The organism is Modestobacter italicus (assembly GCF_019799965.1).
Lineage (GTDB): Bacteria > Actinomycetota > Actinomycetes > Mycobacteriales > Geodermatophilaceae > Modestobacter > Modestobacter italicus_A.
Genome location: NZ_JABGCJ010000001.1, coordinates 305,625 through 326,991, shown reverse-complemented (window position 1 = coordinate 326,991; position 21,367 = coordinate 305,625). Strand labels below are relative to the sequence as shown.

Genomic DNA, 21,367 nt, shown 5'->3' with positions numbered 1-21,367 from the left:
CCCGTAGCAACAGGAGTGAGCAGACAAATGGCACGCAAGGTCCAGGTGATCCTGAGCGACGACCTCGACGACAGCATCTCCGCTGACGAGACGGTCTCCTTCGCCCTCGACGGGACGACGTACGAGATCGACCTGTCGGAGAAGAACGCCGCGGAGATGCGTGACGTCTTCGGCAAGTACGTCTCGGCGGCGCGCAAGGTGAGCAGCCGCGGCACCCGCGCCTCCGGTGCCGGCCGTTCCCGCGCGACCGGCGGCGGTGGCCGGATGGACCGCGAGCAGGCCGGCGCGATCCGCGACTGGGCGCGCAAGAACGGGCACGAGGTCAGCGACCGCGGCCGCATCCCGGCCAGCGTCGTCGAGGCCTACGAGGCCGCGCACTGAAGAAGGACCCCGCTACCCCCCACCCTTCGCAAGCTCAGGGCGGGCCCCTGTAGCGGGGCCGTTCCAGCACGTCACCACGACGGCCCGGCACCTCATCGAGGTGCCGGGCCGTCGTGCGTCCGCTGATGGCGTAACCGCGGCGGAACACCACTCCTGGGACGACAGTTGTCTCCATCGAGCCCCCCGACCCGGTCCGACGGCCTCGTCTCGACGCCGATCGGGTGGTGCGAACTACAGTGGAGCGACCGGTGCCCCAGCGCGCCGACGTACGTCGGGTGTCCACCGTCCCCTGCCGGGGACACGAGCACAGCAGGTCCAGCCGGTCAGAGGGAGATACAGCAGATGTTCGAACGGTTCACCGACCGAGCCCGTCGCGTGGTCGTCCTGGCCCAAGAAGAGGCCCGGATGCTCAACCACAACTACATCGGCACCGAGCACATCCTCCTGGGCCTGATCCACGAGGGTGAGGGCGTCGCTGCCAAGGCGCTGGAGTCGCTCGGCATCTCGCTGGAGGGCGTCCGCCAGCAGGTGGAGGAGATCATCGGCCAGGGCCAGCAAGCCCCGTCCGGTCACATCCCCTTCACGCCGCGCGCCAAGAAGGTCCTCGAGCTGTCGCTGCGCGAGGCGCTGCAGCTCGGCCACAACTACATCGGCACCGAGCACATCCTGCTGGGCCTGATCCGCGAGGGTGAGGGCGTCGCCGCGCAGGTGCTGGTCAAGCTGGGTGCCGACCTCAACCGTGTCCGCCAGCAGGTCATCCAGCTGCTCAGCGGTTACCAGGGCAAGGAGCCGGCCGCCGCCGGTGGCCCCGCCGAGGGCACCCCGTCGACCTCGCTGGTCCTCGACCAGTTCGGCCGCAACCTGACCCAGGCCGCCCGCGACTCCAAGCTCGACCCGGTCATCGGGCGGGCCAAGGAGATCGAGCGGGTCATGCAGGTGCTCTCCCGCCGCACCAAGAACAACCCGGTGCTGATCGGTGAGCCCGGGGTCGGCAAGACCGCCGCCGTCGAGGGCCTGGCCCAGGCCATCGTCAAGGGCGAGGTGCCCGAGACGCTGAAGGACAAGCAGCTCTACACCCTCGACCTCGGCGCCCTCGTCGCCGGTTCCCGCTACCGCGGTGACTTCGAGGAGCGGCTGAAGAAGGTCCTCAAGGAGATCCGCACCCGCGGCGACATCATCCTGTTCATCGACGAGATCCACACCCTCGTCGGGGCGGGCGCCGCCGAGGGCGCGATCGACGCCGCCAGCATCCTCAAGCCGATGCTGGCCCGCGGTGAGCTGCAGACCATCGGCGCCACCACGCTGGACGAGTACCGCAAGCACCTGGAGAAGGACGCCGCTCTCGAGCGCCGTTTCCAGCCCATCCAGGTCAGCGAGCCGACCCTCGCCCACACGGTGGAGATCCTCAAGGGCCTCCGTGACCGCTACGAGGCGCACCACCGGATCAGCATCACCGACAGCGCCCTGGTGGCTGCCGCGACGCTGGCCGACCGGTACATCTCCGACCGCTTCCTCCCGGACAAGGCGATCGACCTGATCGACGAGGCCGGCGCCCGGATGCGGATCAAGCGGATGACCGCCCCGCCGGACCTGCGCGAGTTCGACGACCGGATCGCCGGCATCCGTCGCGAGAAGGAGTCGGCGATCGACGCCCAGGACTTCGAGAAGGCCGCTGCCCTCCGGGACACCGAGAAGCAGCTGCTGGGCGAGAAGGCCGAGCGCGAGAAGCAGTGGAAGGCCGGCGACATGGACGTCGTCGCCGAGGTCGACGACGAGCAGATCGCCGAGGTCCTCGCCAACTGGACCGGCATCCCGGTGTTCAAGCTCACCGAGGAGGAGACCTCGCGTCTGCTCCGCATGGAGGACGAGCTCCACAAGCGGATCATCGGCCAGGAAGAGGCCATCAAGAGCGTCAGCCAGGCGATCCGGCGCACGCGGGCGGGCCTGAAGGACCCCCGCCGTCCCGGTGGCTCGTTCATCTTCGCCGGCCCCTCGGGTGTCGGTAAGACCGAGCTGGCCAAGGCGCTCGCGCAGTTCCTCTTCGGCGAGGACGACGCGCTCATCCAGATCGACATGGGCGAGTTCCACGACAAGTTCACCGTGTCGCGGCTCGTCGGTGCCCCTCCCGGCTACGTCGGTTACGACGAGGGTGGCCAGCTGACCGAGAAGGTGCGGCGCAAGCCGTTCTCGGTGGTCCTCTTCGACGAGATCGAGAAGGCGCACGCCGATGTCTTCAACACGCTGCTCCAGGTGCTGGAGGACGGCCGGCTCACCGACGGCCAGGGCCGGATCGTGGACTTCAAGAACACGATCCTGATCCTGACCACGAACCTCGGAACGCGGGACATCTCCAAGGCCGTCGGCCTCGGCTTCCAGGCCGGGAACGACAACCAGAGCAACTACGAGCGGATGAAGCTCAAGGTCAACGAGGAGCTCAAGCAGCACTTCCGGCCGGAGTTCCTCAACCGCATCGACGACATCGTCGTGTTCCACCAGCTGACCGAGAACGAGATCATCCACATCGTGGACCTCATGCTCGGCCGCCTGGAGACGCAGCTGTCGAACAAGGACATGTCCCTCGAGGTCACCCCGGCGGCGAAGAAGCTCCTCGCCGCCCGTGGCTTCGACCCGGTCCTGGGTGCCCGGCCGCTGCGCCGGACCATCCAGCGGGAGATCGAGGACGCGCTCTCGGAGAAGATCCTCTACGGCGAGCTGACCGCTGGTCAGATCATCGTGGTGGACGTCGAGGAGAACGCCGACCCGACCGCCTCGACCTTCACCTTCCGCGGTGAGGCCAAGCCCGTCGACCTGCCCGACACCCCGCCCGTCGCCCTCACCGGCGCCGACGGCGAGGACGACGGCCCGGCGGCAGCTCAGGCCGAGTGACACAGCGCCCGTCCTCGGACGGGCCATGACGAAGGGCCGTCCTCCGCAGCTGCGGGGGGCGGCCCTTCGTCGTGCCACCCCGCCGTCGGGAACTCCCGCGCTTTCGCGCGATCACGCTCCCGCGCTTTCGCGCGATCACGCTCCCGCGCTTTCGCGCGATCACGCACCCGCGCTTTCGCGCGATCAAGCACCCGCGCTTTCGCGCGATCACGCACCCGCGGCGGGTCAGTGGGGAAGCGCGAAGCGGCCGTCGGGCGTCTGCTCGACCAGGCCGTCGACCAGCAGTGAGTCCAGACACCGCGACCGCTGCACGGCGTCGTCCCACGCCGGGGTGAGGGCTTCGGCCGGCACCGGCTCCGGGGCTGCGCGCAGCACGTCCAGCAGCCGCCCGCGGACCTGCCGGTCGGTGCCGGCGAACTTCTGCACCCGCCGGGCCGGGCCGTCGTGGGCGGGGGAGCCGGCGAGCCGCCACGCGCAGCGCTCGCGCACCGGGCAGACCCCGCAGCGCGGCGTGCCGGCGACGCAGACGAGCGCCCCCAGCTCCATCACCGCGACCGAGAAGCGGACGGCGCGGGCGTCGTCGACCGGTGCGAGGGCGGTGATGTCGGCCAGGTCGGACGCACGGGCCGGGGCCGCCTCCGCCCGGCCGTGCACCAACCGGGCGACGACCCGGCGGACGTTGGTGTCCACCACGGGCTGGCGGCTGCCGTACCCGAAGCAGGCGACCGCCCGGGCGGTGTAGGTGCCGACCCCGGGCAGCGCCTCCAGCTCCGCGACGTCGGCGGGCACGACGCCGGCGTGCCGCTCGCTGATGGCGACGGCGGCCTCGCGCAGTCGGAGGGCGCGCCGCGGGTAGCCCAGCTTGCCCCAGGCGCGGATGACGTCGGCCGGGGTGGCCGCGGCCAGGTGGGCGGGCGTGGGCCAGCGCTCCAGCCACGCGCGCCAGACCGGCTCGACCCGGGCGACCGGGGTCTGCTGCAGCATCACCTCGCTGACCAGCACCGCCCACGGGTCGGTGCCGGGGGCCCGCCACGGCAGGTCCCGGGCGGCGCCGGCGTACCAGTCGACGAGCACCTCACCGACCGGGACGTCGACCGGGCCGAGGTCGGCCTCGGGCAGGGGAGTGCTCACGGGTGTCCAGTCTGCCCCGGATCGCGCGGCTACCGGCGCGATGGTGGTGGATCGCTCCACCACGCTGGGTCACCACTCGCCGCCCGGTGCCGTCGGCCGGCGTGTTCCTGATCGGGGAGCGCCCCGTGGACGTGGCGTGGCGTGCCGTCACGAGGCGGGCAGCCGGTTAGCGTCGCTGCGTGCTGCACCCGGTCGGCCCGCTGCCTGCCTCCGTCTACTGGCGGCGACGTCTGCTGGCCCTCGGCTGTGCCCTGGGCGTGCTCGGCGGTGGCGGCTGGGTGGCCGTGGCCGCCGCGACCGGCGACGCGGAGACCTCGACGGACGCCGCCGGGGAGCCCGGGGCCGAGCCCACGCCGATCCCGGGTCTGGAGCAGGTGGTGCCCGCGCTGGCCGCCGTCCAGGTGCCGACGATCCCGCCGACGACCGCACCTGAGCCGACCGCCCCGGAGCCGTCGGCTGAGGTGCCCGCCCCACCGGCACAGGTGGCCGGTGGGCCGTGCGGTGACGACATGATCGCCGTCGAGGTGCGTCCCGACCCGGCCAGCGCACCGGTCGGCAGCAAGCCGACGTTCGACCTGGTCGTCACGAACACCTCGCCGGTGCCCTGCGTGCGGGACCTGGACAAGGCGCTGCAGGAGATCGTGCTGCTGGACGCGGCGAGCAACCGGGTGTGGGGCAGCAACGACTGCTTCCCGGAGACCACGACGGACCAGCGCACGCTGCAGCCAGGGGAGGCCGCGGCCTTCCCGGTGCTGTGGGGTGGGCTGACCAGCAGCCCGGGCTGCGCCGGCGACCGGGTGCCGCCGCCACCGGGTGACTACGTGTTGCGCGCCCGGCTGGACACCAAGACCAGCGCCGACGCCGCCTTCACCCTCACCTAGGCCCCGCCCAGGGCTCGTCCCGAGTCTGCGAGGGGCGAGGAGGGCGGGGGCCTCCATCAGCTGTAGCGGTCGAGGATCGAGGTCTCCGCGAGCCGGGACAGGCCCTCGCGGATGCCCCGCGCCCGGGCCTCGCCCACGCCCTCGACGGCCAGCAGGTCCTCGATGGTGGCGGCCAGCAGCTTCTGCAGCCCGCCGAAGTGGCTGACCAGCCGGTCGATGATGCTGGCCGGCAGCCGGGGCACCCGGGCGAGCAGCCGGTAGCCGCGCGGGCTGACCGGGGAGTCCAGGGCGTCGGGGGATGTCGGCAGCCCGTAGCAACGGGCGACGGCGGAGAGGTCGAGCAGCTCGGTGGCCGACAGCGCCCGCAGGTCGGCGAGCACCTCCTCGCCGGTGCGCTCCCGGCGGCCGCTGGGCAGGTAGTCGCGGACCAGCAGGCCGCGGTCCTCCTCGACCCCGGCGAGCATCTCGTCCAGCTGCAGGGCCAGCAGGCGGCCGTCGGTGCCGAGCTCGACGACGAAGCCCTCGATCTCGTCGGCGATGCGCCGGACCATCTCCAGGCGCTGGCTGACGCTCATCGCGTCTCGCACGGTGACCAGGTCCTCGATCTCCAGTGCGGAGAGGGTGCTGGCGACCTCGTCGAGGCGGAGCTTGTAGCGCTCGAGCGCGGCCAGCGCCTGGTTCGCCCGGGCGAGGATCGTGGTCGGGTGCTCGAGGGTGTAGCGGCGGCCGGCTACGTACACCGAGATGATGTGCATCGACTGGCTGACCGAGATGACCGGGAAACCGGTCTGCAGCGCCACCCGCTCCGCGGTGCGGTGCCGGGTGCCGGACTCCTCGGTAGGGATCGTCGGGTCGGGCATCAGGTGCACGCCGGCGCGGACGATCCGGGTGCCGTCGTAGGAGACGATCACCGCGCCGTCCATCTTGGCCAGCTCGCGGAGCCGGGTGGCCGACAGTGCGACGTCGAGGGCGAACCCACCGGTGCACAGCGACTCGACCACCCGGTCGTAGCCCAGCACGATCAGCGCTCCGGTACGGCCGGCGAGAATCCGCTCCAGGCCGTCCCGGAGGGCGGTGCCGGGGGCGATCCGACCGAGCAGTTCCCGCAGTGCGGCCTCAGAGTCCACAGCGGGGGGCACGAGCGCTCCTGACGGTCGGTGGTCCGGCCCACGATTCTACGGGGCGGGGGTGCGGCGCTGGCCACCTCGGGTCATCCGGAGGGCGGACGAGAGCTGGTGCCGGTCGCACAGCGTCACCAGAGCCGGGCGAACGCGGCACCGATGTCGGGCACCTCGATCAGCCGCAGGCCCTTGGGTGCCGGCCCGGAGTCCTCGGGCACGAGGGCGGCGGTGTAGCCCTGCCGGGCGGCCTCGGCCAGCCGGCGGCCCATGCCGCCGACCCGACGGATCTCGCCGGACAGCCCCACCTCGCCCAGGGCGATCACGCCGTGCGGCAGCGGGCGGTCCTTGGACGCCGACGCGATCGCCAACGCCAGCGCCAGGTCCGCGGCGGGCTCCACGATGCGCACGCCACCGACGGAGGCCGCGAACACGTCCGCGTCGGCCAGGCGCACCCCGCCCCGCCGTTCCACCACCGCGTTGACCATCGCGACCCGCTGCGAGTCCAGCCCGCTGACCGCCCGCCGGGGCGAGCCGCCACCACCCGCGGTGGCGACCAGCGCCTGCACCTCGGCCAGGAGCGGCCGGCTGCCCTCCATGGTGACCGTGACGCAGCTGCCGGGCACCGGGGCCGACCGGCGGGACACGAACAGGTGCGAGGGGTCGGGCACCCCGACGACGCCGCCGTCACCGATCTCGAAGCAGCCGATCTCGTCGGCCGGGCCGAACCGGTTCTTGGTGGCCCGGATCATCCGCAGCGTCGAGTGGCGCTCACCGTCGAAGGAGATGACCACGTCGACCAGGTGCTCCAGCGCCCGCGGGCCGGCGATCGCGCCGTCCTTGGTGACGTGGCCGACCAGGATCGTGGTCATCCCGCGCCCCTTGGCCACCGCGATGAGCGCGCTGGCCACCGCGCGGACCTGGGTGGCCCCGCCGTCGGTGCCGTCGACGGCGGGGGAGCGGACGGTCTGCACGCTGTCGAGCACCAGCAGGGAGGGGTTCACGTCGTCCACGTGGGAGAGGACGGCGGACAGCTCGGTCTCCGCCGCGAGGTAGAGGTCGTCGTGCAGGGCGCCGATCCGCTCGGCGCGCAACCGCACCTGCGCGGCCGACTCCTCGCCCGAGACGACGAGGGTGGGCCCGTTGGCCGCGGCGACCCGGTGCGCCACCTCCAGCAGCAGGGTGGACTTGCCGACGCCGGGCTCGCCGGCGACGAGCAGGACCGCCCCGGGCACCAGCCCGCCGCCCAGCACCCGGTCGAACTCGGCGATCCCGGTGGGCACGGCACGGGCCCCGGCCAGTTCGACCTGACCGATCGGGCGGGCCTTCGCGCTCACCGGGCCGGCGGAGACGGCGCGGAGCGAGGAGGCGACCGCCCCGACCTCCTGGATGCTGCCCCAGGCCTGGCACTCCGGGCAGCGACCGACCCACTTGGGGGAGGTGTAGCCGCACTCGGAGCACCGGTGGGCAGGACGGGCGGACTTCACACCGGATGCTGGCACGCCGCCATGGTGGCGGCGGGGTACGACAGTCCGGGGAGAGCAGACCGCCGGCGGGTCACTCGGACCCGCCGGCCTCCTCGCCCTCGCCGTGGTGGAAGTCGAAGCCCTCGCCGCGGGGGAGGTCGCGGGAGGCGATGCCGACCGGCACGGCGACGGTGACCTCGCCGGCCTCCTCGAAGGTGAAGGTGACGTCGACGTACTGGCCGACGCCGAACTCCTCGGCCAGGCCGAGGAGGGTGACAGCGGGGCCCGAGCCGTCGCTCAGGTGCAGCACGCCGTCGGCGGGCACGGTGAGGCCGAGGTCGTCGCTGGTGGCGCCGTCGGCGGCAGCCGCCTCGGCCGAGGGGTCGACGACCTCCACGTCGTCGAACGCCTCGCCGGTGATCGACACGAGCGTGTCGTCGCCGGCGGCCGTGCTGGCCACCGATCCGACCAGCCGGGCGTCGCTGCCGCTGGGGTAGAGCCCGCCGGTCGGGTAGGGCAGCTGCAGGTTGCGCAGGCTCAGCGCCCCGACGTCGGCGCTGTTGCCGATGTTCTGCTCCTGGGTGGCGGTCTGCGACACCTGGCCCGCGCTGCAGGCGGTGAGCAGGACCGGGGACAGCAGCAGGGCACCCATCGCGGCAGCGCGCAGTGCGCGGTTCACAGCGTCGACCTCCAGGAGACGTGATCGACCACCGAGGACGCCGGTGGACGAGTCGCGCAGAGCGTAACGGTCACCTGAGGATGTCCGCTGGGAGGTGAGGTCGATGGCGGCACGACGGTCTGCGCCTGGAGGCGGTCCGGGACCCGCGGCGGGGGACCCGGCGCTGGCGGACTTCCCAGCTCAGGCGCCGGACACGCGGCGCTGGTGCTTCGCCGACCAGCTCGGTCCGCACTTCCTCGACGCGCCCGGGCAGCCGGTGCTGCTGGTCGAGTCGCGCGGCGTGTTCCGCCGGCGGCGCTTCCACCGGCAGAAGGCACACCTGCTGCTCTCGGCGCTGCGGCACCGCGCCGCCGAGCTCGGGGAGCAGGCCCTGTTCCTGCAGACCGACAGCTATGCCGAGGCCCTGGACCAGGTCACCGAGCCGCTGTCGGTCTGCGCACCGACCACCTGGCCGGCCCGCGACTTCGTCCTGCGGCGCCGGGGCGTCACGGTGCTGGAGGCGCGTGGCTTCGTGACCCGGCAGGCGGACTTCCGCCGCTGGGCCGAGGGGCGGACCCGGCAGCGGCTGCTGATGGACGACTTCTACCGGGCGGCCCGTCGCGCCCACGACGTCTTGATGGACGGCGCCGAGCCGCTCGGTGGGACGTGGAACCTGGACCACGACAACCGCGAGCCACCGCCGGCCGACGGCCGGGTGCCGGCACCGCCGCCGGAGTGGCCGGTGGAGGACGAGATCGACGAGCAGGTGCGGGCCGACCTGGACGCCTGGGAGGCCGCCGGGGACGTCGCCTTCGTCGGCGAGGACGGTCCCCGGCTGTTCCCGGTGACGCACGCGGAGACCGTGCACCGGCTGGAGGACTTCCTGGCGCACCGGCTGCGGGCCTTCGGGCCGCACGAGGACGCCATGCTCGCCGGCGACCCGTGGCTGGCCCACTCGATGCTGTCCGCCTCGCTGAACCTGGGCCTGGTCGACCCCGCCGACGTCGTGGCCCGCGCCGAGCAGGCCCACCGCGCCTCGGTCGCCGAGGGCGATCCGCTGCCGCTGAACTCGGTCGAGGGCTTCACCCGGCAGGTGATGGGCTGGCGGGACTGGATCTGGCACCTCTACTGGCACCTGGGCCGGGAGTACCGGCACGGCAACGCGCTGGAGGCGTACGAGGAGGTGCCGGGGTGGATGGGCGAGCTGGAGGCCGAGGCGGTCGACGCGAACTGCCTGTCCTCGGTGCTCTCCGACGTCCGGGAGCGCGGCTGGGTGCACCACATCCCGCGGCTGATGGTGCTGGGCAACTACGCACTGCAGCGGGGCATCCGGCCGCTGGCGATCACCGACTGGTTCCACCGCCTGTTCGTCGACGGCTACGACTGGGTGATGGTCGCCAACGTGGTGGGGATGAGCCAGCACGCCGACGGCGGGGTCCTGGCGACCAAGCCCTACGCGGCCGGCGGGGCCTACATCGACCGGATGAGCGACTACTGCGGGGGCTGCCGGTACGACCCGAAGAAGCGGGTGGGGGAGGACGCCTGCCCGTTCACCGCGGGCTACTGGGCGTTCCTGGAGCGCAACCGGGAGCGGCTGGCGGGCAACCAGCGGATGCGCCAGCCGCTGAACGGGCTGGGCCGGCTCAGGGACCTGGAGCTGGTGGTGGAACAGGAGCAGCTCCGCGGGACCCAGGCTCCCTAGGTCAGCGCCGCGCCCCCCGCCAGCAGCAGGACGACGTCCAGCACCGTCAGCAGCATCACCGCGGGGAAGGCCAGCCGCCGGGCCCGCGGGTCGCCGGCCATCGCCGCGACCACCACGGCGGGGGCGGCCACGACGCAGGCGACCCAGCCCGCGGCCGAGGGGGACCCGGCCGGGCCGAGCACCAGCAGCAGAGTGGCGGCCCCCAGCAGCAGTGCACCGGCGACCGCGGAGGGCACCGGCCCGACCCGGTGCGGCAGCCCGCGCACGCCGGTCGCCAGGTCGTCGTCGACGTCGGGGGCGACGTTGGCGACGTGGGCGGCCCCGCCCAGGGCGGCACCGGCCGCGACCAGCCACCACGGGGCCAGCGGTGCGCCGGGGGCGGCGGCGACGACGCCGGCGGGCAGCGCGCCGAAGCCGGTCAGGTAGGGGAGCGGCGACAGCGCGGTCCGCTTGAGGCCCGCGTCGTAGGCCAGGCCGCTGGCGACCAGCACGAGCAGCAGGAGCCCCGGGACCAGGCCCAGCGCCAGCGAGGCCAGGACGGCGACGACGACGGCGGCCACGGTGGCGTTGCGCAGCATGGCCGGGCTGACCAGACCGCGGACGACGGGCTTGTCGGTGCGGCCGACGGCCCGGTCGCGGTCGGCGTCCAGCCAGTCGTTGCACCAGCCGATGGAGGCCTGACCTGCCAGGACGGCCATCCCGACCAGCGCCGTCCGGCCGGCGGGGACGCCCGCGGCGACGGCCAGCAGGACGGCGACCGTCGTCACGGCCAGCGCGGGCTCGAGGTGGGTCGCGCGGGCCATCGCCGCCGCCCTCGCGAGCGGCCGGGAGCGGCCCCCAGTGCCCGTCGACTGCACACCGACCACCTCCCTGTCAACCCCTCGCTGACCTCGGCCAGGCCGCTGACCAGCACTTTTGTCACGGTCTGCCGAGCCGGACGGCATTCTCCCGTGGTAACCTGGGGTGAGCGAAAGGGGTCACACACACATGGGCTTCACTGTCGGCGAGACCGTCGTCTACCCGCACCACGGCGCTGCGCTCATCGAGGCGATCGAGAAGCGGACCATCAAGGGCGAAGAGAAGGCCTACCTCGTGCTCAAGGTCGCCCAGGGCGACCTCACCGTGCGGGTCCCGGCGGACAACGCCGAGATCGTCGGCGTGCGCGACGTCGTCGGCCAGGAGGGCCTGAACAAGGTCTTCGAGGTGCTGCGTGCCCCCCACACCGAGGAGCCGACCAACTGGTCGCGCCGCTACAAGGCCAACCTCGAGAAGCTGGCCTCCGGCGACGTGAACAAGGTGGCCGAGGTCGTGCGTGACCTCTGGCGCCGCGACAAGGACCGCGGCCTGTCCGCCGGCGAGAAGCGCATGCTCTCCAAGGCCCGGCAGATCCTGGTCAGCGAGCTCGCGCTCGCCGAGGGCACCAACGAGGACAAGGCCGAGGTCCTCCTCGACGAGGTGCTGGCCTCCTGAGCGAGCGGTTCGACCACAGAACCACCCAGACCACTCCCGTGCACGCTGTCGGCATCGTCGCAGCGGCCGGGAGTGGTCTGCGTCTGGGCGCGGAGCTGCCCAAGGCGCTGGTCGCCCTCGACGGCCGGCCGCTGGTCTGCTGGGCGGTGGACGCGCTGCGCGCCGGCGGGGTGGCCGAGGTCGTCGTCGCCGTCCCGGCGCCCCAGCGGGCCGCCTTCACCGCCGTGCTCCCCGACGACGTGCACGTCGTGGTGGGCGGCGACACCCGGACGGCCTCGGTCCGCGCGGCGCTGGCCGCCGCGCGTGAGCACGCGGACGCGGTGCTGGTGCACGACGCCGCCCGCCCGCTGACCCCACCGGACGTCGTCGCCCGGGTGCTCGCCGCCCTGGCCGCAGGCGCCCGCGCGGTGGTCCCGGTCCTGCCGGTGGTGGACACCACGGTCGTCGTCGACGCCGACGGGGTGGTCGAGGCCGACGTCCCGCGGCCGTCGCTGCGCCGGGTGCAGACCCCGCAGGGCTTCGACCGGGCGACCCTCGTCGAGGCCTACGCCCGGTCGCACGGCACCGCCGCGGAGTTCACCGACGACGCCTCGGTTGTCCGCGCGGCCGGTGTGCCGGTGCAGACCGTTGCCGGTGACGAGCGCGCCACCAAGATCACCGTCGCGCACGACCTCGCGCTGGCCGAGCTGCAGGTGCGCTCGTGAACCTGCCCCGGGTCGGCATCGGCACCGACGTCCACCCGATCGAGCCCGGGCGGCCGTGCTGGCTCGCCGGGCTCGAGTGGCCGGACGCCGACGGCTGTGCGGGCCACTCCGACGGCGACGTGGTCGCCCACGCCCTCACCGACGCGCTGCTGTCCGCAGCCGGGCTGGGCGACATCGGCGGGTTGCTGGGCACCGACGACCCGCGCTGGGCCGGGGCCCGCGGCGCCGCCGTCCTCGAGCACGTGCGGGAGGTGCTGACCGCCGCCGGCTGGGCGATCGGCAACGCCTCGGTGCAGCTGATCGGCAACAGCCCGAAGGTCTCGCCGCGGCGCGCGGAGGCCGAGGCGGTGCTCTCCGCGGCGCTCGGCGCCCCGGTCACGCTGACCGCCACCACCACCGACGGGCTCGGGCTGACCGGCCGTGGCGAGGGGCGGGCGGCGGTGGCCACCGCGCTCGTGGTCCGGAGCACCGCCACGACGCCCGTAGAATCCGCTGGGTGACCCTCCGCCTGTACGACACGGCCGCCCGCGCCGTGCGTGACTTCACGCCCCTGCGTGCAGGACAGGTCTCCATGTACGTGTGCGGCCTGACCGTGCAGGGCCCGCCGCACATCGGGCACGTGCGCTTCGCCCTGGCCTTCGACGTGCTGCGCCGCTGGCTGCTGCACCGGGGCAACGAGGTCACGTACGTGCGCAACGTGACCGACGTCGACGACAAGATCCTGGCCAAGGCCGACGCCGCCGGGGTGCCGTGGTGGGCGTGGGCGTACGAGAACGAGCGGGCGGCCACCCGCGCCTACGACGTCCTCGGCACGCTGCCGCCCACCTACGAGCCGCGGGCGACCGGCCACGTGCCGGAGATGGTGCAGCTGATCGAGCGGCTGATCGCCGGCGGGCACGCCTACGCCGTCGACGGCGACGTGTACTTCGACGTCCGCTCGTTCCCCGGCTACGGGGAGCTGACCGGGCAGAAGCTCGGTGACCTGCAGCCGGCCGCCGACACCGAGACCGACGAGCGCAAGCGCGATCCCCGGGACTTCGCGCTGTGGAAGGGCGGCAAGGACGGCGAGCCGCTGACCGCCTCGTGGTCCACCCCCTGGGGGCGCGGCCGGCCCGGCTGGCACCTGGAGTGCTCGGCGATGGCCGAGAAGTACCTGGGTGCGGAGTTCGACGTGCACGGCGGTGGGCTGGACCTGCGCTTCCCGCACCACGAGAACGAGCGGGCCCAGTCCCAGGCCGCCGGTGACGGGTTCGCCCGCTACTGGCTGCACAACGGCTGGGTCACCATGGGCGGCGAGAAGATGAGCAAGTCGCTGGGCAACACGGCGCTGGTCGACGAGGTCGTCCGGCGGGTGCGCCCGGTCGAGCTGCGCTACTACCTCGTGGCTCCGCACTACCGCTCCACCATCGAGTTCACCGAGGCGGCGCTGGCGGAGGCGGGGGTCGCCTACCGGCGCATCGAGTCGTTCGTGACCCGCGCCCACGAGCGGGTCGCCGCCGGGTCGCCGGCGGAGTCGCTCGACACCTCCGACGTCCTGCCGGAGCCGTTCGTCGCGGCCATGGACGACGACCTGAGCACCCCGGCCGCGGTCGCGGCCGTCCACGACGCCGTCACCCGGGGCAACACCGCCCTGGCCGCCGGCGACGAGGACGGTGTGACCGCCGCACTCCGCGAGGTCCGGGGGATGCTCCGCGTCCTCGGCCTCGACCCGCTCGACCCGCAGTGGGCCGACGCCGGTGGCGACCGCCGCCTGGCCGAGGCCACCGACGGCCTGGTCCGCCTGGCGCTGGAGCAGCGTGCCGCGGCGCGCGCCCGCAAGGACTACGCCGCCGCCGATGCCATCCGTGACCAGCTCGGCGCCCTGGGCGTGCAGGTCGAGGACACCCCCCAGGGCACACGATGGGAGCTGACCTGATGGCCGGCAACAGCCAACGACGAGGCCGCACGAGCGGCGCGAGCAAGAAGGGCGCCACCGCCGGCACCGGTGGCAAGAACCGCCGGTCGCTGGCCGGTCGGGGCGCTACCCCGAAGGCCACCGACCGGCCGCACCACCCTGCGTACAAGGCGGCGAAGGCGGCGGCGGCCCGCCAGGACAACCGGCAGCGGGTGCAGCGGCGCAACGCCGAGGCCCCCGAGCTGCTGCTCGGGCGCAACCCGGTGCTCGAGGCGCTGCGCGCGAACATCCCGGCCACCGCGCTCTACGTCGTCACCGGCGACACGAGCCGTGGGGGGACCGACGAGCGGATCGCCGAGTCCGTGCAGCTGGCGGCCGACCGCGGGCTGCCGCTGCTCGAGGTGGGCAAGGCCGAGTTCGACCGGATGAGCGACCACGCGCTGCACCAGGGCATCGGCCTGATGGTGCCGCCCTACGACTACGCGCACCCCGACGACCTGCTCGACATCGCCCGCGACTCCGGCCGCCCGCCGCTGATCGTGGCGCTGGACGGCGTCACCGACCCCCGCAACCTGGGTGCGGTCATCCGCTCGGCCGCGGCCTTCGACGCGCACGGTCTCGTCGTCCCCGAGCGCCGAGCGGTGGGCATGACCGGCTCGGCCTGGCGCACCAGCGCCGGCGCCGCGGCCCGGCTGCAGGTGGCCCGAGCGGTCAACCTCTCCCGCGCGCTCGCCTCCTACCAGGACGCCGGCCTGCAGACCGTGGGCCTGGCCGCCGACGGTGAGATGGGCATCCACGAGTACGACGGCTTCGCCGACCCGATCGCGCTGGTCGTCGGGGCCGAGGGCGCGGGGCTGTCCCGGCTGGTGCGGGAGCGCTGCGACGTGGTGCTGTCGATCCCGATCACCAAGGACACCGAGTCGCTCAACGTCAGCGTGGCCGCCGGGATCGCGCTGTTCGCCGCGGCCTCTGCCCGGCGGTGAGCTGAGCACATCGCGACCCTCAGGGCCGCAACGCGGCCAGGTGGCCGTTCCCGGCCTGAGCTGAGCCGCTTCGTCCCCTCGGTCACGGACCCCCGGGCCCACTCCTCCGGGACACGGCCTGGCGGCCGGCGCCGTCCTCCCGCCGGGACGCAGCCGGGCGGTCGGTGACCGGTTCTCCTGCCGATCAGGACAGCAGCTGCGCCACCGTGTAGATCACCAGGCCCGCCAGGCCACCGACGACGGTGCCGTTGACCCGGATCCACTGCAGGTCGCGCCCCACCTGCAGCTCGATCCGGCGGCTGGTCTCCTCGGTGTCCCAGCGGGCCACGGTGGTGCCGACCAGGTCGGCGACGTCGCCGGCGAAGCGCTCGACGGCGTAGCCCGCGGCGCGCTGGGACTGCCTCTGCACCAGCTCACGGATCGTCGGGTCGGTCTGCAGCAGTCGCGCCGCGTGCCGGATCAGGCGCACCACCCGGGTGCGCAGCTCGGAGTCGGGGTCGGCGGCGGCGGTGACGACGGCGTCCTTCGCGGTGCCCCACAGCGACCCCGACCACGTGCGCACCGCCGGGTGGTCGAGCAGCTCCTCCTTGAACCGCTCGACCCGGGCCGCGGCCGCGGGGTCGGTGCGGAGCGCGTGCACGTAGGCCCGCAGTCGCTTGTCGTAGCTGCGTCGCAGCTCGTGGCGGGAGTCTGCGCCCACCTCGGCGAGGAAGCCCTGCAGCAGGTCGAACACCCGGTCGAAGACGCGGTCGTCGACCCAGTCGGGCACCCAGGCCGGCGAGGCGTCGCCCAGCCGGGCCCGGAAGACCACGCGGTTGTCGGCGAGGAAGGTCGCCAGGCCGGTCAGTGCCGCGGAGAGCACCTCCTGGTGCCGGTCGCCCTCGATGACCAGCTCGATGCCCCGGGCCACGGCGGGGGCGGCGGGGGTCTCGCGGAGCTTGCGGTCGACCAGCGCGGCGACGGCCGGCTGGACCTCGTCGTCCTCGATCAGGTCGGTCAGCGCGCCGAGCGCGGCACCGGCGTCGCCGGCCAGCCGCTCGGCACGCCCGGGTGACTCCAGGAAGGCGCCGAGCCGGCCCGGGACGTCGACGGCGGCCAGCCGCTCGTCGACCACCGCCCGGGTCAGGAAGTTCTCCTGGACGAAGGTGCCCAGGCTCGCGCCGATCTGGTCCTTCTTCCGCGGGATGATCGCGGTGTGCGGGATCGGCAGCCGCATCGGGTGGCGGAAGAGCGCGGTGACGGCGAACCAGTCGGCCAGCGCCCCGACCATCGACGCCTCGGCGGTGGCCCGCAGGTAGCCGACCCAGGCGCCGGTCTCCTCGCCCAGCAGCACGCAGCCCAGGAACACCGCGGCGGCCAGCACGAACAGGCCGGTGGCCAGCCGCTTCATCTTCGCCAGGTCGCGGGCCCGCTGGGGGTCGTCGAGCGACTCGGCCAGCGGTGCGGTCAGCTCGGGTCCGGGCACCCGACCGAGCGTAGGCGTCGGGTCGGGGTGGGTCTGCGCCCGGACGGGCGACGACCCCGGGCCGCGGGGGTCGGCGCCGGGGTCGTCGGTCGGAGGAGGTGGCCCCCCTGCACGGGAGCGCAGGGGGCCTTCCTCAGTCGGAGGTCTCGTCCAGGGTGACGTCGACCTCGGAGGTGTCCTGGCCGCGGCGGACGGTCAGCGTGACCGTGTCACCGGGCTGGGCGCTGCGGATGGCGGCGGTCAGCTCCGTCGAGGTGGTGATCGGCCGGTCGCCCACCGCGGTGACCACGTCGCCGGCCCGCAGCCCGGCATCGGCGGCGGCGGAGCCGTCCTGGACGGAGACCAGTTCGGCGCCGCTGCCCACCGCGGAGCCCGACTCGGCCGCGGTCCGGGCGGTGACGCCCAGCAGGGCGTGGGACGCCTTGCCGGTGTCGATGATCTGCTCGGCGATCCGCTGGGCGGTGTTGGACGGGATCGCGAAGCCCACGCCGATGTTGCCGCTCTGCGACTCCTGGCCGGGCAGGCCGGTGCTGGCCACCGAGGCGATCGCGGTGTTGATCCCGACCACCTCGCCCTCGGCGTTGACCAGCGCGCCCCCGGAGTTGCCCGGGTTGATCGCCGCGTCGGTCTGCAGGGCGTCGATCACCGTGCTGTCGTCCTGGGTCGAGCCGGTCTGCACCGCCCGGTCGGTCGCGCTGATGATCCCGTCGGTGACGGTGTTCGACAGCCCCAGCGGAGCGCCGATGGCGACGGCGAGGTCGCCCACCTGGACCGCGTCGGAGTCGGCGAAGGTCGCCGGGCTCAGCCCGCTGGCGTCGGCGAGCTTCACCACGGCCAGGTCCGAGGACGGGTCGGTGCCGACCACGGTCGCGTCGTAGAGCGTCCCGTCGGAGGTGCGCACCTGCACGGCGACGTCGCTGGTGCTGCTGTCCAGGCTGACCACGTGGTTGTTGGTGAGCACGTAGCCGTCCTCGGTGAGGACGACCCCGGACCCGGACCCCGAACCCGCGGCGGCGCTCACGTAGAGGGTGACCACGCTGGGTGCGGCCGCCGCGGCGGCCGCGGTGGTGCTGGTGGCGGTCTCGGCGTCCTTGATCACCACCGGCTGGGTGGTCGTGCCGCCGGCGGTGGCGACGGTGTCGCTGTCGGTCAGCGCGACGACGCCGGCGCCGGCACCGCCACCGATGAGCGCACCGGCCACCAGCCCGGCCACGCCCAGCCGCCAGCGACCGGCGCGGGCCGGGGCCGCGGGGGCGGGCGCCGCCTGGAAGGCCGGCGGCACGGCGCCGAGCGCACCCGCAGGGGCGCCGCCGACGGCGGTGTGGCCGGCCGAGGTGCCCCAGCCGAACGGCGGCCACGGCTGGTGCGCGGGAGCCGGGGCGGGGAACTGCTGGGTGCCGGACCCGGTCGGCTGACCGGTCAGGGGGAACTGCTGCGTCGGCTGGCCGGCGGTCGGCGGCCCGAACGCCGACCGGCCGTCGGTGGGGGCGCCCGGCGCCGGGAACTGCTGCGGGGTCGCCGGACCGGTGGGCTGCTGCGCGGCCCAGCTGACGTCGCCGTTCCGGTCGGTGCCGTGTCCGGTCTCGTCGGCCGGGCGGTTCTGCTCGCTCACGATCTGGTCCCTCCCCACGGCAGGACCTCCCTGCCGTGATGGGACAACTGTGCGTCCTGGTACTGGTCCGTGGCTGGTGGTGCGCTGTGAGTTCCCTGGACGTGTCGCCCGGTCAGTCGTGCAGGGTGCCGCGGGCCACCTGCTCGGTCACCACCCACACGGCGATCGCCTCGGCGGCGAGCAGGCCGACCAGCACCAGCAGCTGGGCGGCACCGGCCTGGAGCGCGCTGCCCCCGCCGAGCAGCACCCCGACGAAGGCGCCCGGCAAGGTGACCAGGCCGACCGTGCGGGTCTGGTCCAGCGCGGGGACCAGGGCGGTGGCGGCCACCGGACGGGCCACCTCGAGGACGGCGTCCCGGGCCAGGAACCCCAGGGCCAGGGCCGCGTCGACCTCGCCACGGCGCTGCGTCAGCTCGTCCCGCAGCCGTCGTCCGGCCAGGGAGGTCGCCGTCATCGCCCCGCCGATGACGATCCCGGCGATCGGCACGACCGCGGCACCGTGCCGGGGGACGGCCCCGCTGAGCAGCACCAGGGCGACCACGGGTGCGCACCCGGCCAGGATCGCCAGCCCGGTCGCGGTGGCCCGGCGGTGCGCCCCCGGGGCGCGCAGCGGGAGCCCGGTGACCCGGCCGGCGGCGGTGACCGCGGCGACGGTGAGCATCAGCAGCACGAACGCCGCTGACAGGACCAGCGACCGCAGCACCACCACCAGGACGGCGGACACCACGGCCAGCTGGACCGTGGCCCGGACCGCGGCGAGCACGACCGGCCGGTGCTGGCCCAGACCCGACCACGCGCCGGCCGCGGCGGCGAGGGCGGTCAGTGCGAGGAGGGCGACCAGGAGGCCCGGTCCCAGGTCGACGACGGAGCTGCCCACGGCGGGTCATCGTGCCGGGCCGCCGTCCCGCCGGGGCACGGGGGGACGGCGGCGGGCCGCCTGCCGGGACGGTGGGTGATCAAGCACCGGGTGGGGAAGGGACGGCTCGGTCGGCGCTCGCCGCGCCCGATCCCGCCCCATCGCCCCGGAGGCCGCCGGTGCCCGCTCGTCTGCTCCTCGCCCGGACCGGGCTCGCACTGCTGGTCCTCACCGGGGGTGTCCTCGCCGCGGTCGGCGGCGTCTCGCTCGGCCCGTCCGGGCTCGTCGCCGTCGTGCTGGCGGCGGTGGTCGCCGGCTGCCTGGGCGCGGGGATCGCCCGCGACGGCGACGGCCCGCCGTCCCGTCAGGCGGCGCTGGACGCCGCCTGGCACACCGCCGCGGTCACCGTGGCGGCGCTGCTGCTGCTCAGCGGGTCGGTGGTGGTGGCCGGCGGCGCCGTCACCCTGCTGCTGGTCGCCGGCGTCCTGGGTGGGCTGCTGGCCCGCTGGGCGCTGCGGTCGGTCCGGGGGACGCGGCGTGCCGGGGTGGCGCCGGTGATGCCGCTGCACGCGGCGGACGGCGGCTGGGCACGGCGTCTCTCGGTGCCGGCGCTCGGCCAGGAGTGGGTGCGCAGCTCGGCCGCCCTCCCGGTCACCTGGGACCCGGCTGCCCGCCAGGAGCTGGTGCGCCGCCGCCAGGAGGCCCTCGACGAGCTGGAGCGCCGGGACCCGGCGGGGTTCGCACGCTGGCTGGCGGACGGCGCCACCGTGGACAGCGACCCGGCGGAGTACGTCTCCGGCGACCCGGCCGCCGGGTCCGACGCGGCCTGAGGCCGGGCCGGGGCGTCAGAGCCCGGCGACGATCGCGCTGACGTCGACCGCGGCCGGGTCGTCGACGGCGGCCGCTGCGGCGTCCATGGTGGCGAGCACCGCGGCGTCCAGCCGGTCGGACACCCCCGCGGTCCGCAGGGCGGCCCGGATCAGCCGCGCGTCCTTCGCTGCCCCGGTCAGGCCGAAGCTGACCGGGTGCTCCCCGCTGAGCATCTGGGCGCCCTTGACGTGGGCGTAGGGGGTGTCCAGCGGGCCGCCGGCGATGGCCGACAGGAAGTCCGCCGGGTCGACGCCGAGCCCACGGGCCAGCGCGATCGACTGCGCCGCCCCGGCGGTGACCATGAACAGCCAGGCGTTGCAAGCCATCTTCAGCCGGCTGCCCGCGCCGGCCTCGCCCACCCACAGCGTCCTGGACCCCAGCGCGTCGAGCACCGGGGCCAGGCCCTGGCGGGTGTGCTCGGGCCCGGAGGCGAGCAGCACCAGGGCTCCCTGCTCGGCGGGCTGCCTGGTGCCCAGCACCGGGCAGTCGACGAGCACCAGACCGAGCTCGTCGGCCAGCGCCGCGGTCCGGTCGGCGCCCTCGACCCCCACCGTGCTGCACTGCAGCCACGTCGTCCCGGCCGGTGGGGCCGCCTGCCGCAGCACGTCGACCACCGCGTCGGCGTCGAAGAGCATGGTCAGGACGACGTCGGCGCCGGCGACCGCCTCGGCGGGGGAGCCGGCCGCCGTCGCCCCGGTGCCGGTCAGCGCCTGCGCGCGGGCCGGGTCGCGGTTCCACATCTGCACCGGGATCCCCGCCCGGCGCAGGGAGCGCACCATCCCGGCGCCCATCGTGCCCGTGCCCAGGACCGCCACCACCGGGTTCGTCATGTCCCGATCCTCACCCGGCGCCGCCGGTGCGGCAGCGCAGCGGCCGGTGGTGGCCGGCAGGAATGATCACGGTCGGCCCGGCCTTTCCCGGGCGCCGCGGTGGCCGGTCCCCGGTCACCGCGTGGTGGGGCCCGGGACAGGGCTCGGCAGGAGGTCATGGAGATGGACGGACGTCGGAACTGGCCGGTGTGGGTGGCCGGTGGGTACGTGGTGGCCGTGCTGGCCACCACGGTGTGGGTGCAGGTGGCCGCCGCCGGCGCCGACGACGCCAGCTTCGCCGGGATCTGGCTGATCGCCCTGACGCTGCCCGGGTCGCTGCTGGCCCTGCTGCTCGTCCCCGGCGAGCTGGGCTCCCTGCTGACCTTCACCGTGGTGGGGCTGCTCCAGGCGCTGGGCACCTGGTACCTGCTGGAGCGGCGGCGGGTGCGTCGCGCCGGCCGCCCGGTACGGGGTTGAGCGA

20 protein-coding genes are annotated in these 21,367 nt (G+C 74.4%); 11 read left to right on the top strand and 9 right to left on the bottom strand.

Features of this window, described 5'->3' with window-relative positions; all coding sequences use genetic code 11:
* Window positions 1-27 precede the first annotated feature (27 nt).
* Window positions 28-381: a histone-like nucleoid-structuring protein Lsr2 gene (locus HLA93_RS01650; RefSeq protein ID WP_222192469.1), complete on the top strand. Its 354-nt coding sequence runs from the start codon at window positions 28-30 to the stop codon at window positions 379-381.
* Window positions 382-723: 342 nt separating this feature from the next.
* Window positions 724-3,267, top strand: a complete 2,544-nt coding sequence (locus HLA93_RS01645) for an ATP-dependent Clp protease ATP-binding subunit (RefSeq protein WP_222192468.1) — start codon at window positions 724-726, stop codon at window positions 3,265-3,267.
* A 225-nt stretch (window positions 3,268-3,492) separates the two neighbouring features.
* Here HLA93_RS01645 and HLA93_RS01640 read toward each other — a convergent pair whose 3' ends face one another.
* Window positions 3,493-4,398, bottom strand: a complete 906-nt coding sequence (locus tag HLA93_RS01640; RefSeq protein ID WP_308127888.1) for an A/G-specific adenine glycosylase — start codon at window positions 4,396-4,398, stop codon at window positions 3,493-3,495.
* A gap of 179 nt (window positions 4,399-4,577) precedes the next feature.
* Here HLA93_RS01640 and HLA93_RS01635 point away from each other — a divergent pair, with 179 nt between their 5' ends.
* Window positions 4,578-5,279 carry a MucR family transcriptional regulator gene (locus HLA93_RS01635; RefSeq protein WP_222192467.1) on the top strand — a complete coding sequence of 234 codons (702 nt, stop codon included), beginning with the start codon at window positions 4,578-4,580 and terminating at the stop codon, window positions 5,277-5,279.
* Window positions 5,280-5,335: 56 nt separating this feature from the next.
* On the opposite strand, the gene disA is transcribed toward HLA93_RS01635, so the two are convergent.
* From disA to HLA93_RS01620, 3 genes are all read right to left on the bottom strand, one after another.
* The gene (gene disA, locus HLA93_RS01630; RefSeq protein WP_222192466.1) at window positions 5,336-6,418 is read right to left on the bottom strand and encodes a DNA integrity scanning diadenylate cyclase DisA; all 1,083 of its coding nucleotides are present in this window, start codon (window positions 6,416-6,418) and stop codon (window positions 5,336-5,338) included.
* 113 nt (window positions 6,419-6,531) lie between these two features.
* Window positions 6,532-7,899, bottom strand: a complete 1,368-nt coding sequence (gene radA / locus HLA93_RS01625) for a DNA repair protein RadA (protein ID WP_308127887.1) — start codon at window positions 7,897-7,899, stop codon at window positions 6,532-6,534.
* A 55-nt stretch (window positions 7,900-7,954) separates the two neighbouring features.
* Window positions 7,955-8,542: a copper chaperone PCu(A)C gene (locus tag HLA93_RS01620; RefSeq protein WP_222192465.1), complete on the bottom strand. Its 588-nt coding sequence runs from the start codon at window positions 8,540-8,542 to the stop codon at window positions 7,955-7,957.
* 103 nt (window positions 8,543-8,645) lie between these two features.
* On the opposite strand from HLA93_RS01620, the gene HLA93_RS01615 reads away from it, so the two are divergent.
* Window positions 8,646-10,223: a cryptochrome/photolyase family protein gene (locus HLA93_RS01615; RefSeq protein WP_222192464.1), complete on the top strand. Its 1,578-nt coding sequence runs from the start codon at window positions 8,646-8,648 to the stop codon at window positions 10,221-10,223.
* Here the strand turns inward: HLA93_RS01615 and HLA93_RS01610 are convergent.
* Window positions 10,220-11,026, bottom strand: a complete 807-nt coding sequence (locus tag HLA93_RS01610) for a UbiA family prenyltransferase (RefSeq protein ID WP_246625481.1) — start codon at window positions 11,024-11,026, stop codon at window positions 10,220-10,222. The two genes, HLA93_RS01615 and HLA93_RS01610, sit on opposite strands and share 4 nt — an antisense overlap.
* Before the next feature lie 184 nt (window positions 11,027-11,210).
* On the opposite strand from HLA93_RS01610, the gene HLA93_RS01605 reads away from it, so the two are divergent.
* From HLA93_RS01605 to rlmB, 5 genes are read left to right on the top strand one after another with little or no spacing between them, the layout of a single operon-like run.
* Entirely contained in the window at window positions 11,211-11,693 is a 483-nt protein-coding gene (locus HLA93_RS01605; protein ID WP_091057700.1) for a CarD family transcriptional regulator, read from the top strand.
* Between the two features lie 38 nt (window positions 11,694-11,731).
* Window positions 11,732-12,397 carry a 2-C-methyl-D-erythritol 4-phosphate cytidylyltransferase gene (ispD, locus tag HLA93_RS01600; RefSeq protein ID WP_222192462.1) on the top strand — a complete coding sequence of 222 codons (666 nt, stop codon included), beginning with the start codon at window positions 11,732-11,734 and terminating at the stop codon, window positions 12,395-12,397.
* Entirely contained in the window at window positions 12,394-12,897 is a 504-nt protein-coding gene (ispF, locus tag HLA93_RS01595; RefSeq protein ID WP_222192461.1) for a 2-C-methyl-D-erythritol 2,4-cyclodiphosphate synthase, read from the top strand. Before ispD ends, ispF begins: the two co-directional genes overlap by 4 nt.
* On the top strand, window positions 12,894-14,312 hold the full coding sequence (cysS, locus tag HLA93_RS01590) for a cysteine--tRNA ligase (RefSeq protein ID WP_222192460.1): 1,419 nt from the start codon (window positions 12,894-12,896) through the stop codon (window positions 14,310-14,312). The genes ispF and cysS overlap by 4 nt, the downstream gene beginning before the upstream one ends.
* Complete coding sequence (rlmB, locus tag HLA93_RS01585; RefSeq protein WP_222192459.1) at window positions 14,312-15,274, top strand: 23S rRNA (guanosine(2251)-2'-O)-methyltransferase RlmB; 963 nt, start codon at window positions 14,312-14,314, stop codon at window positions 15,272-15,274. Before cysS ends, rlmB begins: the two co-directional genes overlap by 1 nt.
* Window positions 15,275-15,458: 184 nt before the next feature.
* Here the strand turns inward: rlmB and HLA93_RS01580 are convergent, their stop codons facing one another.
* From HLA93_RS01580 to HLA93_RS01570, 3 genes are all read right to left on the bottom strand, one after another.
* Window positions 15,459-16,739 carry a DUF445 domain-containing protein gene (locus HLA93_RS01580; protein WP_222192458.1) on the bottom strand — a complete coding sequence of 427 codons (1,281 nt, stop codon included), beginning with the start codon at window positions 16,737-16,739 and terminating at the stop codon, window positions 15,459-15,461.
* 133 nt (window positions 16,740-16,872) lie between these two features.
* Window positions 16,873-18,351, bottom strand: coding sequence for a trypsin-like peptidase domain-containing protein (locus HLA93_RS01575; RefSeq protein WP_222192457.1), 1,479 nt, complete (start codon window positions 18,349-18,351; stop codon window positions 16,873-16,875).
* 112 nt (window positions 18,352-18,463) lie between these two features.
* Window positions 18,464-19,228 (bottom strand): ABC transporter permease, encoded by a 765-nt coding sequence (locus HLA93_RS01570; protein WP_222192456.1) that lies wholly within the window; start codon window positions 19,226-19,228, stop codon window positions 18,464-18,466.
* A 158-nt stretch (window positions 19,229-19,386) separates the two neighbouring features.
* Here HLA93_RS01570 and HLA93_RS01565 point away from each other — a divergent pair, with 158 nt between their 5' ends.
* Window positions 19,387-20,037 carry a hypothetical protein gene (locus tag HLA93_RS01565; RefSeq protein ID WP_222192455.1) on the top strand — a complete coding sequence of 217 codons (651 nt, stop codon included), beginning with the start codon at window positions 19,387-19,389 and terminating at the stop codon, window positions 20,035-20,037.
* 15 nt (window positions 20,038-20,052) lie between these two features.
* Here the strand turns inward: HLA93_RS01565 and HLA93_RS01560 are convergent, their stop codons facing one another.
* Entirely contained in the window at window positions 20,053-20,907 is an 855-nt protein-coding gene (locus tag HLA93_RS01560) for an NAD(P)-dependent oxidoreductase (protein WP_222192454.1), read from the bottom strand.
* A gap of 162 nt (window positions 20,908-21,069) precedes the next feature.
* Between HLA93_RS01560 and HLA93_RS01555 the strand changes: the two genes are divergently transcribed.
* The gene (locus HLA93_RS01555) at window positions 21,070-21,363 is read left to right on the top strand and encodes an SCO4225 family membrane protein (RefSeq protein WP_222192453.1); all 294 of its coding nucleotides are present in this window, start codon (window positions 21,070-21,072) and stop codon (window positions 21,361-21,363) included.
* Window positions 21,364-21,367: the final 4 nt, after the last annotated feature.